The sequence below is a fragment of the Segatella copri genome (assembly GCF_026015625.1).
Taxonomy (GTDB): Bacteria; Bacteroidota; Bacteroidia; order Bacteroidales; family Bacteroidaceae; genus Prevotella; species Prevotella copri_H.
In genome coordinates, this window is sequence record NZ_JAPDVG010000001.1 from 423,034 (window position 1) to 438,630 (window position 15,597).

Genomic DNA, 15,597 nt, shown 5'->3' on the forward strand with positions numbered 1-15,597 from the left:
ACGCCGAACGTTGTTTCTTCATTCTTCGTTCTTCACTTTTCACTTAAAGGAGTTCCTGGATAAGTGATTCCAACTTGTTTAATTCCAGCATATTGGCTGCATCGCTCTTGCCCTGGTCTGGGTCAGGATGTACTTCAAAGAAGTAGCCGGTAGCTCCGAAAGCTTTAGCCGCCTTTGCCATTGCTGGTACGAACTTGCGGTCGCCTACGGTCTTGCCGTCACCTGCACTCGGGCGCTGAACGCTATGGGTACAGTCCATGATGACATTTGGCACAATCTCCTTCATGTCAGGGATGTTTCTGAAATCTACCACGAGATTGTTATAGCCGAAACAGTTGCCGCGTTCTGTGAGCCAAACTTCCTTGGCACCGCTCTCCAATGCTTTTTCTACAGGATATTTCATATCTCTACCGCTCAGGAACTGTGCCTTCTTGATGTTGACGGTTTTACCAGTCTTGGCTGCAGAAACCAGAAGGTCGGTCTGTCGGCAGAGGAAGGCTGGAATCTGGAGAATATCACAAACTTCGCCTGCTGCTGAAGCCTGATAACTCTCATGAATATCTGTTGTAACCTGAAGGTTGTACTTCTCTCTGATATCTCCCAGCATCTGGAGTCCTTTCTCCAGTCCTGGACCACGGAAAGAGTGGATGCTGGTACGGTTGGCTTTGTCGAATGAAGCCTTGAATATGATTTTAGTTCCTAACTTTTCGTTGATGCGGACGAGTTCCTGCGCTACTGTTTCCAATAGTTCCATTGACTCGATGACGCAAGGACCTGCTATGAATGTTGCCATATTTTTTATAGTTTATAGTTGATAGTTTATAGTTAATAGGGAGTAAACCTGCTATTAACTGTAAACTACAAACTGTTAATTATTAACTTGTTTAATTGTAATTTCACGCTGTGGGAACGGAATCTCGATGTTATGATCGTTGAGCGTATCGTAGATGCACTCCATGATGGTGGCATCGTCGATGGCTTGGGTAAGCACGTTCACCCATACCACAATTCTGAGTGTGATACAGCTGTCATCGAAACTCTTCAGTAACACCTTCACACCTTTGTCCTGATAGATACAATCCAGTTTCATCAGGGCATTGATGAGAATCTGTTTCACTTCCTTCACATTGCTGCCATAAGCAATACCTACCTCCAGAATATCCAGCTCATAACCATGATTCTTGGTCATGTTCTTGTAGTTTTTGGAGAAGAGCTGCGAGTTCTGGAAGGCTATGACCGAACCGTCGGTAGCCTCCAGCATCGTAGAGGTATAACTGATACTGCTCACCTTACCACGGGTGCCGTCACAGATGATATAATCACCCACCTTCACACGGCCCATCATCAGAGAGATGCCGTAGTAGATGTTCTCAAGAATATCCTTTGATGCAAAACCCAGACCGGTTGATAAGCCGGCAAAGATAGCAAGCAGCCATGATTTACCAACCTGGAACACATTCAAGGCTATCATCAGCCAGATACCCCAGATAATCACCTGCATCACGTTCTTGAACATCACAATCTTTGAAGCAGCCGACGCCGGGTCTGCTTTCTCGAAGTGATGACGCATGAAATCTACAGAAGTAATGTTGATGTAGTTGAACAGGAAGTACAGACAAGCTACCTCTGAAATACTGAAAAGCGATGCAGTGAAGTTGCTGGTCTTGATGTAATCCTTGTTGAATATCTCCCATGTCGTATCACTCATGTTGAATACATCTGCAGCCCAATAGATAGAGATGATGAACGAGAGTACACCTGAAATAGGGAGCAATACCTTATAGATAAAGCGATACAGCCATTTGTCGGTAATCGCCTTGTCTGCCAGTTTTTTACGCTTGGCATATACGCTGAGCCATCCTTCGCAACAGGTGATGGTAAGCACGCAGGTAAGCTGCATGGTCCACCAGATGATAAGCTGGACGGCAAGCAGTGTGAAACCTATCCAGGCAAAAATGGTACTTACTCCGAATACGGCAAGCGATATGAATGCGTATGTCTTGTCGGTACGCAATACCTGATTGTGTTTTCTGCCTATCACATTCCACTGCCAGAGATCGCAGAGCAGGAGGACTGGTGGAAAGATGAGGTTTACCAGGTCGTTTGGTATCAGGATGATACGGAACACGATAACGATGAAACCTACCAGCATCAATGGCGAATAGATACGGAAGGTATTCTTAATCTTATCGTTGTCTACACGTAGCAAGATAGATACCAGGATGACGCCAACCAGCCAGGAATATTCTACCAGCAGCTGGCTTGCCATAATCACGAAGTTCTGGGTAACCGTCATTCTTACGATACCGAGAATAACAGCGAAGGTTACTACTGTCATAGCCATGATAAGGCATGGACGTTTTGCCATAAAACTTTCCTTTCTGTTCTCGAACATACCATGCTTCATGAGTTGGGTAATTACGATGCGGATGGTAAAGAGATTGAGGAAGATGGAGATGAGACCCCAGAAGATGATGATACCGAAGAGGATGAAGATGATACGTACATCCCATTGTGACATCATGCCTGGTACGGGCTTGTATTTCTCGGTTACAGACGTCTTCGCCTCCTTATAGTTCATGCTGATATTGCGGAGTATACGCAGATAGTTGTCGCCTCCATTATTGAAGATGCTGTTCTGGATATCTTCGTATCTGCGGTTGGCATAGTCGTTGAGTGCCTGTAGCTTACGGTCGGTTCTGTCGTAAGCCTGCACATAGGCTTGCAGCTGTTTCTGTTTCTCTACCAGCTGGCGGCGGATATTGACAGCCAGAGTCAGGTCAACGTTTCGGTTCACCTGTGCTTCTTCGCTGAGAAACATGGTGTTCATGCCGTAGAGATAGTTGATGAGTGAATCGAAACGCGCCACCTCAACATTGTTCTTCTTGATCATCTGGCGGAAAGGAACAGCCTTCGACTTAAACTTCTTAAACTGCTCTGTAGCCTCATGACAGGCATACGTCATGTCGAAAATATACCCATTGCGCTGCGAATAGAGCATGATGGAGTTCTGGTCAGCCTGTTTCACAATACTGATGAGCTCCTGAATCACAGCCAGCTGTTGAGCCTTGGCAGTTTGGTTCTGTTTCTCCAAGTCTATGTGATAGTTGGTCAATTCTGTACGCAGCATATAGAGCGTTGTGTCCAGGTTGGCTTCCTTGAGCACTGCGTTGCTTGGCAGTACGAATGCCACCATCAGCAGAATTATGATGTATAGTCTCTTCTTCATATTTAGTAAATTTGACTGCAAAGTTATTAATAATTCGTGAAAAAGCAAAGAGAAAATCGCCTTTTTTGATATATTAGCACCTTTACGTTCGATTTTTAGGGTTATCTTTTGCATTTTTCATATAAATTGATTACATTTGCAACGTCAAAGGATACGTTAATTAATCTGATTGGAATATGAAGATACTCATAGCAGATAGTGGCAGCACCAAGACCGATTGGGCTCTGGTTGATGAACAGGGTAACGTGATGGTTACCTGTAAGACGCAGGGCATCAGTCCGATTCATCAGAGTGATGCCGAGATATTGGATGTATTGTGTAAGGAACTTGTTCTGTCAGAGCAGCCTCAGGAGGTTTTCTTTTATGGCAGTGGAGTAACCGAGGCGATGAAGTCTCGCATGAAATCACTCTTGCAGCAGTCTTTTCCCGAAGCCAAGGTTGAGGCAGAAGGTGATATGCTGGGAGCAGCCCGTGCCCTCTTTGGCAAGAAACCGGGTATCGCCTGTATTTTGGGAACCGGTGCCAACAGTTGTCTTTACGATGGAGAGAAGATTGTGATGAACACGCCTCCGTTGGGATATATCCTGGGCGATGAGGGTAGTGGGGCAGTAATCGGCAAACTTTTCCTCAATGGTATCTTCAAGGGCACATTGCCTGTATCGCTAAAGAATAAATATCTTGCCTGGTCGGGTTTGGATTATCCTACTATTATTAATAAGGTGTACAGACAGCCGCTTGCCAATCGCTTCCTTGCTTCCATCTGTCCTTTTATCTCAGAACAGATAGCAGAAGGTGAGAAACATGAGAACGGGACTGACGAACTGAATGAAGCGATGGCTCTCTATCGTATGATATTGGAGAGCTTCAATCAGTTCTATGCAAAGAATCTCACACCTTATATTAAATATGTCAAGGCGAGCACCGAAGATATAAGTCAGTTGGAGCCTGGCATGAAGGCCTGGCATTCATCCTTGGAAGAAGAAATCCCGATGCTTGGTTTTGTTGGAAGCATAGCTCATTACTTTGAATCACCTTTGAGAAATGTGATGGAGGATGAGTTTCATCTCAAGATTTCCCAGATTTTGAAAGCTCCGATGCCGGGGTTGATAAAATATCATATTAATTAAGCAATTTTTGCACCAAAATGTATTTTATGCTACATTTTGGTGCTTTTTCGTTAAAAAATGTAGGTTGCGCAACATTTTATACGTAATTGATTAACCAAAACATACCCTATTGTGTCTGTTTTTTATCTATCTTTGTCCCCGAAAAAGTAAATGCAAACAACGATAAATCGAGGCAATCCTCATAACCGAGGCTTATACCTTATTTATATAAAGGCAATATTCGACCTATGTTACATAGGCCTATATTAAACCTAGAAGCAACAATTATTAATTTAAACCTAAAGTAATTATGAGAAAAACATCTCAGAAATTCTCGCAGAGCCACATGCTCTGCAAAGTTGCTCTGGTAGCCATCATGTTGGTGTTCCAGGCAATGTTAGGAATCGGAGCGGGTGTCCTCAATGCTCAGACGGTTAAGGGTACTGTCATCTCTGGCAGTGACAATGAACCATTGATTGGTGCAAGTGTCATGGTGCAGGGTACAAAGACGGGTGCCGTTACTGACCTGGATGGTAACTTTACCATTGAAGCAAAGAATGGACAAACTCTCGAAGTTTCGTATCTGGGCTTTATCACCCAAAAGATTAAAGTTACAGGTTCGACAATCAACGTAACCTTAAATGAAGACAAACAGTCACTTGATGAAGTTGTCGTAGTAGGTTACGGTGTTCAGAAGAAAAAGCTGGTGACGGGTGCCAACATCAACGTGAAGGGTGATGACATCGCCAAGTTGAACACTTCCAATCCGCTTCAGGCGCTCCAGGGACAGACTCCTGGTATGAGCATCATCTCAACATCCGGTCAGCCGGGTTCCGGTTTGAAGGTAAACATCCGTGGTATGGGTACCGTGAGTGGTTCTGATCCGCTTTACATCATTGATGGTGTACGTGGTGACATCGCTTCTCTGAATCCAGCAGATATCGAAAGCATTGATGTGCTGAAGGATGCGGCATCGGCTGCCATCTATGGTTCGCAGTCGGCCAATGGTGTTGTTCTGATTACTACCAAGGGTGGTAAGGAAGGCCGTGCCGTGGTTAGCTTCGACGGATATGTGGGTTGGCAGAACAAGCCACGCAGCATTGATATGCTCAATGCTAGGGAGTATATGGCTATTCTGGATGAGGCTGCCATCAACTCGGGCAAGAATGCCTACGACTGGAGCAAGTACAAGAGTATCTATGATGCCAATGGCGATTTGATTGATACCGACTGGGTAGATCAGATGTTTGTGAAGAATGCCAAGACTTCTTCATATAATATAGGTGTAAATGGCGGTAGCAAGACTGCCAATTATGCCATGACGCTGGGTTATATGAACCAGGAGGGTATTGTTGGCGGCAAGGACGTCAGCAATTATGAACGTTACAACTTCCGTGTCAATTCCGACTGGAAGGTGAAGGACTGGTTGAAGGTGGGTGAGCAGATCAGTTTCATCTATACCCAAAATTCGGGTATCGGTGTGGGCAATGCTTACAACAACTCTCTGCGCAGTGCCTTCAATACCTCTCCATTGTCGCCTGTGTATAGCGACAACAACAAGTATGATTCTCCTTTTAATGATACCAGTAACAGCGACTGGTATAATGCCGATGGCAACCCATACGGCTTGATGATGACGAACAATAACAATCAGACGAATGCAGCCCGTTTCACCGGTAATGTGTATGCGGAGATTGAGCCTATCAAGAACTTGAAGTATCGCACCGTAGTAGGTTACGAATATTATGCAAGCGATTACCGTTCGTTTACTCCTCTCTATCAGTTCTCTATCTATAGCTACAACACAGCCAACCGTACCAGTGTGAACCAGAATATGGGACATAACTGGCAGTTGACCTGGACCAACACCCTGTCTTACGACTTCAAGGTAAAGGATCATAGCTTCACAGCCTTGGCAGGTATGGAGTCCTGGCGCTTTGATGGCGTAGGCGTAAGTGCATCCAATGCCACCCTGAAGAGTGGCTTTGCCGACTGGAACCATGCTTATGTAAGCAATGGTACCGCTGCCACCGCTACCGATGGTCTGGGTGCCAACGGTGCTCCTTCTCTGTCACAGCGCATGGTGAGCTACTTTGGTCGTGTAAGCTGGAACTGGAAGGAAACCTATATGGCAACAGCTACCCTGCGTGCCGATGCTTCTTCTAAGTTTGCCCGTGGCAACCGCTGGGGCTACTTCCCTTCTGTTTCTGCCGGTTGGATTGTAACCAATGAAAAATGGGTGAAGCCTCTGCTCAAGGTGCTTGATTATGCCAAGGTGCGTGCAAGCTGGGGACAGGTTGGTAACCAGAATATTGGCGACCTGATGTTTATTTCTCCTATCTCAACATCGGGCGCTTACTATAACTTCGGTACGGCTTTGGGTGCTGACGGACAGTCAAATTACTATGGTGCTTACGAAAGCCGTCTGTCTAACGAGAATGTGAAGTGGGAAACTTCAGAGCAGTTGGACTTCGGTTTGGATTTGCGTCTCCTGGGCAAGCTGAATGTCAACATCGACTGGTATAAGAAGACCACCAAAGACTGGTTGCTGGTTAAGCCTATCCCAGGCACAGCCGGTACGGGAGCCCCTTATTTCAATGGAGGTGACGTAGAGAATACCGGTATAGAAATCGGTTTGGGCTGGAACGACAACATTGGTAGAGATTTCAACTACTATGTGAATGTCAACGGTGCCTATAATAAGAATAAGGTGGGAAGCATCCCTACATCCGATGGTATCATTCATGGTACCGATGGTAATGGTCAGCTCTATGATAACTCTACCGAGTTCTACCGTTGCAGCAATGGCGAACCAATCGGTTACTTCTGGGGTTACAAGACCGCTGGTATCTTCCAGAACCAGAAAGAAATCAACGAGTGGGTAGCGGCAGGCAATGGCGTACTTCAGGGGTCTTCTGTAAAACCTGGCGATGTAAAGTATTACGATGTCAACCACGATGGTACCATCAATGATGCCGACAAGGTAAACCTGGGCAATGGTATGCCAGACTTTACCTATGGTTTCTCACTCGGTTTCGGCTACAAGGGACTCGACTTCTCTGTAACCGCCAACGGTTCTGTAGGCAACGACATCGTTCAGAGCTACCGCAATGTAGGTGCCAAGACTGCCAACTACACTTCAGCTATTCTGCAGCGCTGGACAGGTGAGGGAACATCCAACAAATATCCACGTGTAACAGAGACCAATGTGAACTATCAGTTCTCCGACCTCTTTATCCAGGATGGTGACTTCCTGAGAATCAGCAACATCACCTTAGGTTATGATTTTGCCAAGCTGCTTCATCAGAAGTTCGTATCTCAGGCCCGTTTGTACTTCCAGGTTCAGAATGCGTTTACCTTTACCAAGTATGACGGCATGGACCCAGAAATCGGTTATGGTGTCAATAGTTGGGCATCAGGCGTAGATTTGGGTTACTATCCACGTCCACGTACCTTCATGGTAGGTTTGAATCTTAAGTTCTAATTTAAAGGAGATATCATTATGAAGACAAATAAAATAAAGATAGCCGCTTTGGGTATTTTGGCTATGGGAGGTCTGGCATCTTGCAGCGACAGTTGGCTGGATGTGGCTTCCAAGACAGAATCAAATTCCGGCAATTTCTATAAGAGTCAGGAAGATGGACTTCGCTCGCTCTATGCCTGCTACGATGGTTGGCAGCGTACCGTTTCAGATGGTCCTTCGTTCACCGTCTATCAGTTGACCGAGACGATGAGTGATGAGTGCTTTGGCGGTACGGGTAACACCGATGGCCGCAACACGCAGATTCTCGACCGTTTCGACATGAATCAGGCACCGTCTTATACCGATATGCACGAAACCTTGTGGAAGAGCTATTATGCAGCCATCTTCCGCTGCAATGAGTTTATCGATAAGGGTGAAGGCATTACCTGGGATGATGAGAATGCAAAGAACACTTATTTGGGTGAGGCTCATGCCCTTCGTGCCTTGTGCTATTTCGATATGCTTCGCCTTTGGGAGAATATTCCGTTGCTGGAACATGCTACCAGCGAAGTGGTTCCTCAGGCTGCTCCTGACTCTGTATATAGTCTGGTATTCAGAGATTTGAAGTATGCCATCGAGCATATTCCTGCCAATGCCTATCCTAAGAAGGATGCGGCTACCAACGATGGACATATCACCAAGTATGGTGCCGAGGCAATTCTGGCTCGCGCGTACCTCTTTTATAGTGGCTATTATGGCAAGGAGCCTGATCAGCTGGGCTTGACCAAGGCGGATGCACTGGCTGCCTGCGAGGATATCATCGCCAGTGGCGAGTTCAGTCTGGTACCTCGATTCAGGGATTTGTGGCCAGCTTCTGCTGATGACAAGAGCGGTGGCCACGTAGGACTTTGGGCACATGAGAACTCTTCCTGGGCTGGTCCTGGAAACCCAGAGACCATACTCTCGATGAAGTTCAACTACACAGCCGACTATAATGGCAACAATGATGGTAACCGTTTCCAGGTGATGATAGGAATGCGTACCGGTAGTCTGGTTTACGAAGGCTATGGCCAGGGTTGGGGTGCATGCACTGTTACACCATCCATTGCTTCAGCCTACGCTACGGGTGATACCCGCCGTTCAGCCTCTATCATCGATGCTTCACAGTTGAAGGATTACGAGAATACCTATCTTGCCGACCAGCGTGAATACACCGGATATTTCGTGAAGAAATATACTCCTTTGTCTAAGCACGAAACTGCTGGTGATGGCAAGTTGCAGCATTACACAGAAACAGTGGGGGCAGGCGATTTCCAAATCAGTCAGTTCCAGGATTGGGTCCTCGTCCGTTACGCTGATGTCCTGTTGATGGCAGCAGAGTTGGGCAGTCCTAATGCCCAGTCTTACTTCGACCAGGTTCGCAAGCGTGCTTATACCGAGGATGATGGCACTACCCTGAGTGGCAACTATTCTCAGCAGACAGCCACCAAGGAGAACATCCTGAAAGAGCGCAAGCTTGAGTTTGCCTTCGAGGGAATCCGTTATTGGGATCAGCTCCGTCAGGGCGTGGAGCAGGCAGCCAAGGAGATTGCCGGTTCCTGGGAAGTGAAGGATGGCGGCGAGAAAACCACCGTATCCATCAGTGCCGAGAATATCATCAAGAAACGTGGTTTGATTCAGATTCCTATCACCGAGATCGGACTTTCTCATGGTCTCCTGAAGCAGAATCCAGGTTGGTAATTCTAACTTTTTAAAGTATTGGTTTTATGAAGATTATAAATAAAATATATTCGCTTTTGGCAGCTGTCATGATTCTCGTCATGGCGAGCTGCTCTCCAGACGAGTTTGGTCTGGGCGATAAGAACTTGTCTTCTGAGGATTTGGCTGAGAACATCGCCTTCACGATTACTCACGACGAAAGCAATCCTAATATCGTCAAGTTCAAGAGTCTGTTGCCATCGAGCTATTCGGTGGTCTTTGATACGCCTCAGGGACGTTTCCAGCAGGATGAGGTGAGCCTGAAGATTCCTTTCAATGGTACCTATCAGGCACGTATCGGTGTTGAAACCCGCGGCGGTTTCCTCTGGGGACCCTACGCCGAATTCAAGGTAGATGATTTCTGTGCCGAATTCGTTACCGATCCTCTGTGGACCTATCTGAGTGGCGGTGTAGGCAAATCGAAGCGATGGAAGTTGGATATTGATGCCAATGTCATCACCAAGCATTCAGACCTCTGGGGAGGTCCGCTCGGATTCTGGGGTATGGATGATGACTGGAGTACCTGCATGATGGGACAGACCGCTGCAGCCGGCGACCATTGGAACTGGACTCCTGGTATCGCAGACAACTCCTGGGTGATGTCGGCTATGGACTATGGTTATATGGAGTTCGACCTGATTGGCGGTGCCCATGTCACCGTATATAATGCTGAGACAGGTGAGACCCTTAAGGGTACTTACATGCTGGATACAGACAATCATACCATCACCTTCTCGGATGCGGAACTGCTCCACAATTCGGGACATGACCAGGTTGCTACCAACTGGCGTAGCGGACTGAAGCTGATGGGACTTGACGACGACCGTTTGCAGATAGCAACAGTTCGAGACAATTCTGATGAGGGCAAGTGCTTGCTTTGCTACAACTTCGTTTCAGAGGAATACTGGGACAATTGGACTCCTTCCGCGCCAGAGAACACCCAGGTGAAGCCAACGCTGATGACTGACTGGCGCGACTGGGTAGAGCAGAAGACCAATAAGGAAATCACCTACAAGTTGGCTAACCCTGATAATGAAGAGGGACGGCAGTTTGACTATTGCAACCTCGACGGTAGTGCCAAGGGCATTCAGCTTACAGCAGCCAGTGGTATCGAGGATGCAACCCTCGTGATGAACAGCGAGTCAAAGAGTTATATCTATACCGCTCCTGATGGAAGTCAGGTTTCCGGTAAATATACCTTGAACGATGAAGGCGTATTCACTTTCGACAAGGGCTTCGGAAATACCCAGCTTTCTGCAACGGGCAATTACAACATGCATGCCAATGCCGACAACACCCTACGTATTCTGAAAGTCAGCAAGGATGACTATACCGGACATCTGAAGGATTTGTGGCTCGGTAGCCAGTGTCTTGATGACCAGGGCAATCTCTATCAGTATCAGGCATACCACTGGGTAGCCCAGAGCGCAAGTTCTGCATCAGGTCCTAAGTATAAGGCAAACCTCTTCTTCAACAACTCCGGTTGGGGCTGGACCCACGATGGCGGTACCTCCAACTATATGAGCTCCAATGTGTTCATCACAGGCGATGGCGACTATTCCTTGAAGTTTGAGGGTGCAGAGAGCAATCCATATCTTCTCTACATCGACGTCAACAAGATTCTGAAGGACAATCCAAACTGCGATATCACCATCAAGAGCATCAAGGTAGATGGCAAGAGTGTTGATTTTGATGATACACTCATCCCAAGAGGATATACAGATGACGACCCAAGTACCAACTCCTTCCGTCGTTATGTATTGAACCCATGGGGACCTGCCGCATGCTTCAAGTTTGATTCCGGCAAAAACGAGTTTACCGACTTCAAGTGTTCTTCAAGCATCGAAGTGGTTATCACCGTGAAGATGGATACAGGTGCTCCTGTAGTGACACCTTCAGAGGGTAAATAAGATTAGAAACTTTAATGTGGATTAGATTATGAAAATGAAATATTTAGCAGGTGTGATGCTGCTGATGGCCGGTCTTTGCTCGCTCTCTTCCTGTAGCGATGATGACTACTCTGCAGCCACAGGAAATGTAATTAGCACCATTGAGACGGGTGATGCTTCTGTTACTGCTATTTCGGCAGTAGTCAGCGGCAAGGTCTTGGACTTGAGTAAGCAGGATGCCGGTGCCTATGCGGTGGGTGTTGTTTACGGTACCAACCCCGATCCTACCACAGCCGGCTCCAAGCAGCCTGGCGTGATTGATGCCGAAGGTAATGTAACCGCCACTCTCTCGGGATTGACCAAGGGTAATACCTATTATTATGCCACTTACGTACAGTTACAGGGCATAGTAACCAAGTTTGGTGAGGTGAAGAGCTTCGTGGCTACCGATGCCCAGATTGCTACAGCCGGAGCCACGGATGTTACGGCTACAAAGGCTACCCTGAGTGCTACAGCCAATGGCTTGGAAGGCATCCTGATAGAGGGAGAGACCCAGATGAACTACGGTTTCAAGATTTCAACCTCTGAGGCGGATGTAGAGAATGGTATCGATTATCCAATCTCTGCCAGTGCCAAGACCATCAGTCAACGTGTGGAAGGTTTGCTTCCTGGAACTACTTACTATTATACATCATATTTTGAGTTGGGCGATGGTTTTGTCTATGGTGAGACCAAGAGCTTTACCACTCCTGCTCAGACAATGGAATATGTTGACTTGGGTTTGAGCATCCTTTGGGCTAAATGCAACCTGGGTGCAGAATCAGAGGAAGAGACAGGTACCCTTCTGGGCTATGGTGATTTGACTGGTGTGAATCAGAGTACTTATCTCATCGATTACAATACAGTGGAAGATATCGCCGGTACGGATAAGGATATCTTGAAGAAGGTGAACGTGGATGCGGGTGCCTTGATGCGCAGTTCTACTCCTACAGCTGATCAGATGAGTGAGTTGATTGCCAATACCACTCAGACAGAAGTTGAGGTGAAGGGCGTGAAGGGTATCAGATTTATTGCAGCCAATGGCAACAGCATCTTTATGCCTTACACCGGTTACCGCAATGGAACTGCCAAGGTAGGTGAGGGCAACCAGGGCTTGTATTGGAGCGGCAATAACTATAGCATCGCTACGGATTATAGCCAGACGCTCAATCTGAGCAATGGTACTGCTTCATCTGGTGTTTCGGCCCGCAACCTGGGCTTGGCGATTCGTCCTGTTCGTATGTCACCTGAGTTGAAGGTTGATAATTCCAAATTGGTTGTCGGTGACCTTGAGAATAATGGTAGAATCCGTATCGAGATTTTCAACCAGTATGGTTCTACGGGCAGCAATCCTGGCATCAACCAGGCTCAGATTAAGTTTACCAAGAACATGGTGGTTACTTTCCGTCTTTCTGGTTTGACAGATAACATGAAGGAAGGTGCGGGCAGTCATGTGGCTGGTTTGGAATATGGTGATGCTTCTTGGGATCCAAGTCGCTGGTCAGCCTTTGATAATTCCAAGTATGATGCCAACGTTACTGGCGATGGTCTCTATACGGTTTGGATGGAGACAGGTGGTGCCGAGGCAGAAGGTGCAGCGGTATTCTGTGTGGATATCAACAATCTGGCAGCTGATGCCATCGATGCATCCAAGATTACTGCAGAGATTGTGAGCATCAAGTTTGATGTGGATCCTGAATTCTCTATGGATTTCTCCAAGACAGAGTTCGTCAACAAGGATGGCAAGGGCACAGACGGTCGCATTGAAATCTACAATGAGTATGGTAATACCAAGGCAAATGGAGTGGATGCTTCAGCCTTGTCATTCACTGGTAATCTGATTGTCAACTTCACCATCACAGGTATCGACGGCAACCTGAAGGATTCTGCTTCCAAGAACTACAAGACAGAACTTTCTTATGCCACACCTAGCTGGTATCCTAGCTACTGGGGCGGTTCTGAATTCGGTCGCACTTATGTGAAGGGCGATGGCACCTACGAAGTTTCCGCTTCTTTGGTAGATAAGTGCTCGGGTGCAGTGGTTTGGTCCATCGAACTCTACGATTTGTGGAAAGACCTGGTTGATCCTACTCAGGTTAAGGTTAAGATTAATCATGTCTTGACTCCAAGTAAGTAATCATACGTATTATTTTGATATTCTATGAATATGAAGAAAATAACAATTTTATCGTTTCTGATCATGGCTTTTGCCATGGTCAGTTTCTCAGCTTGTTCTGATGAGGATACCATCGGAGGCGGTGAAGGACTCTCTAAGGACTTCGTGGTTTCCCGTTCTGATATGGCGTTTACGAAGAATGGTGGTGAGACTGATTTATATGTCAAGGCGGCTCAGGTACCAACGGTTTCTACCGAAGCGGCTTGGTTGGCTGTAACTCCAGTGGCTGGCTCTTCTAGTATTACCCATCATTTCCTCATCAAGGCAGAGGCAAATACTGCCAATGATGACCGTTCGGCAACTATCACCGTAGCGGCTGGTTCTGATACCAAGACTATCACCGTGAGCCAGAACTCTACCGAGGGACTGCTCATATCATCAGGTAAAACCATGAATGTGGGGGCTGCCGGTGGTCAGGTTACTGTAACCCTGAAGGCAAATGCAAGTTATTCTCAGGTAATCAGCAATGACTGGGTGAGTGAGATTACTTCTCGTGCCAATATGGTGGAATACACCCGCAACTATTCGGTGGCTGCCAACATCAGCAATGCCCGTTCGGCAACCATCAGCTATACCATGGTGGTAAACGACAGTACTTCCATCACAGAAGCTGTTACCATTAACCAGGAGCAGGGTACTACTACTGGTGATATGAGCAAGACTGCTATGGATATTGCTGCCTTGATGTATCCGGGTTGGAATCTGGGTAATACGATGGAGGCAGGAAATGCTGCCAATAACTGGAAGAATGCCGGTATCGGTTCTGAAACTTTTTGGCAGTCGGCAAAGACTACTCAGCAGCTCATCGACCTGGTGAAGGCTTCCGGTTTCAAGAGCGTCCGTATTCCTTGTTCTTGGGTGATGGGGCACATCACAGATGCTGAGGCTTGCACCATCGATGCCGATTGGCTGACCCGTGTTCACGAGGTGGTAGATTACTGCATCAAGAACAATCTCTATGTCATCATCAACCAGCATTGGGATGGTGGATGGATTGAGCATGATGGCTTCACTGCTGCTACTGATGTGGATGCTACCAAGGCAAAACTCACCAAGATTTGGACTCAGATAGCCAATAGTTTCAAGAATTATGACGAGCGTCTTATCTTTGCCGGTATGAATGAGCCTGGTGTGGGTGGCGGTGATGCCAATGCATTGCTGGGCACTGCGGATTTGGCCAATAGAATTGCTGAATATGAGCAGACTTTCATTGAGGCGGTTCGTGCCACAGGTGGCAACAATGCCAAGCGAGTTCTGATAGTTCAGGGCCCTAATACCGATATCGATAAATTTGTAGCCAACAACTACATGTCTAAGATTAAGGATTCTGCTACCGACCGATTGATGGTAGAGGTTCACTTCTATGATCCATATCAGTTTACTGATTTGAGTGAAGACAAGGATTGGGGCAAGTACTATCTCTATTGGGGCAAGAACAATACCAATGGTTCTGAGGCTGGTCGTACAGCTGATGCTAAATACAACGAGGAGTATGTAGAGGCTCAGATGAAGAAGATGAAGACCAACTTCTTCGACAAGGGTTATCCAGTGTTGATTGGTGAGTTTGGTGCCAACCAGCGTCTGGCCATCGGTAAGGATGCTGTTCATGATGCATCAGTTAAGGACTATTACAAGGCTGTTGTAACTAGTGCTATCAATAATGGTTGTGTTCCAATGGCATGGGATACCAATAGCGGTCTTCCTAGCATGACCATCTTCAACCGTGCTGGTGCAAGTGTTAGCAATGCTAATATGCTTGAGAGTATCCAGGCTGCTGTTGCTGCAGCAAAGTGGCCTGCTAAATAAAAAACGAGATATTAAGTCTTTAGGTTTGATATAAAGTAGGTGTGGGCGCATATTAGGGGAATCTTTCTCTGATGTGCGTCCTTTTTTTGTGCAAATATCGTACATCCTAACATAATATACCTATCCTTTTA

General features: G+C 46.7%; 8 protein-coding genes. 6 read left to right on the forward strand and 2 right to left on the reverse strand.

Annotated elements, in window-relative coordinates; all coding sequences use genetic code 11:
• Positions 1-43: 43 nt before the first annotated feature.
• Positions 44-793: a 3-deoxy-8-phosphooctulonate synthase gene (kdsA, locus tag ONT19_RS01920; protein ID WP_117692122.1), complete on the reverse strand. Its 750-nt coding sequence runs from the start codon at positions 791-793 to the stop codon at positions 44-46.
• Between the two features lie 75 nt (positions 794-868).
• Positions 869-3,229, reverse strand: coding sequence for a mechanosensitive ion channel family protein (locus ONT19_RS01925; protein WP_264952419.1), 2,361 nt, complete (start codon positions 3,227-3,229; stop codon positions 869-871).
• A gap of 176 nt (positions 3,230-3,405) precedes the next feature.
• On the opposite strand from ONT19_RS01925, the gene ONT19_RS01930 reads away from it, so the two are divergent.
• The 6 genes from ONT19_RS01930 (at position 3,406) to ONT19_RS01955 (ending at position 15,466) form a co-directional block, all read left to right on the forward strand.
• Positions 3,406-4,356 carry an ATPase gene (locus ONT19_RS01930; protein WP_118065655.1) on the forward strand — a complete coding sequence of 317 codons (951 nt, stop codon included), beginning with the start codon at positions 3,406-3,408 and terminating at the stop codon, positions 4,354-4,356.
• 289 nt (positions 4,357-4,645) lie between these two features.
• Positions 4,646-7,819 carry a SusC/RagA family TonB-linked outer membrane protein gene (locus ONT19_RS01935; protein ID WP_264952417.1) on the forward strand — a complete coding sequence of 1,058 codons (3,174 nt, stop codon included), beginning with the start codon at positions 4,646-4,648 and terminating at the stop codon, positions 7,817-7,819.
• 18 nt (positions 7,820-7,837) lie between these two features.
• Complete coding sequence (locus tag ONT19_RS01940) at positions 7,838-9,538, forward strand: RagB/SusD family nutrient uptake outer membrane protein (protein WP_264952416.1); 1,701 nt, start codon at positions 7,838-7,840, stop codon at positions 9,536-9,538.
• Positions 9,539-9,564: 26 nt separating this feature from the next.
• Positions 9,565-11,466, forward strand: a complete 1,902-nt coding sequence (locus tag ONT19_RS01945; RefSeq protein ID WP_264952415.1) for a hypothetical protein — start codon at positions 9,565-9,567, stop codon at positions 11,464-11,466.
• A 34-nt stretch (positions 11,467-11,500) separates the two neighbouring features.
• Positions 11,501-13,621: a hypothetical protein gene (locus ONT19_RS01950; protein ID WP_264952414.1), complete on the forward strand. Its 2,121-nt coding sequence runs from the start codon at positions 11,501-11,503 to the stop codon at positions 13,619-13,621.
• 30 nt (positions 13,622-13,651) lie between these two features.
• Complete coding sequence (locus ONT19_RS01955) at positions 13,652-15,466, forward strand: cellulase family glycosylhydrolase (RefSeq protein WP_264952413.1); 1,815 nt, start codon at positions 13,652-13,654, stop codon at positions 15,464-15,466.
• Positions 15,467-15,597 lie beyond the last annotated feature (131 nt).

Bases quoted from the DNA above. Each gene is read 5' to 3' on its own strand.
- ONT19_RS01935 (WP_264952417.1), top strand. From the start codon at position 4,646: ATGAGAAAAACATCTCAGAAATTCTCGCAGAGCCACATGCTCTGCAAA.
- kdsA (WP_117692122.1), bottom strand. From the start codon at position 793: ATGGCAACATTCATAGCAGGTCCTTGCGTCATCGAGTCAATGGAACTA.
- ONT19_RS01955 (WP_264952413.1), top strand. From the start codon at position 13,652: ATGAAGAAAATAACAATTTTATCGTTTCTGATCATGGCTTTTGCCATG.
- ONT19_RS01940 (WP_264952416.1), top strand. From the start codon at position 7,838: ATGAAGACAAATAAAATAAAGATAGCCGCTTTGGGTATTTTGGCTATG.
- ONT19_RS01945 (WP_264952415.1), top strand. From the start codon at position 9,565: ATGAAGATTATAAATAAAATATATTCGCTTTTGGCAGCTGTCATGATT.
- ONT19_RS01930 (WP_118065655.1), top strand. From the start codon at position 3,406: ATGAAGATACTCATAGCAGATAGTGGCAGCACCAAGACCGATTGGGCT.
- ONT19_RS01950 (WP_264952414.1), top strand. From the start codon at position 11,501: ATGAAATATTTAGCAGGTGTGATGCTGCTGATGGCCGGTCTTTGCTCG.
- ONT19_RS01925 (WP_264952419.1), bottom strand. From the start codon at position 3,229: ATGAAGAAGAGACTATACATCATAATTCTGCTGATGGTGGCATTCGTA.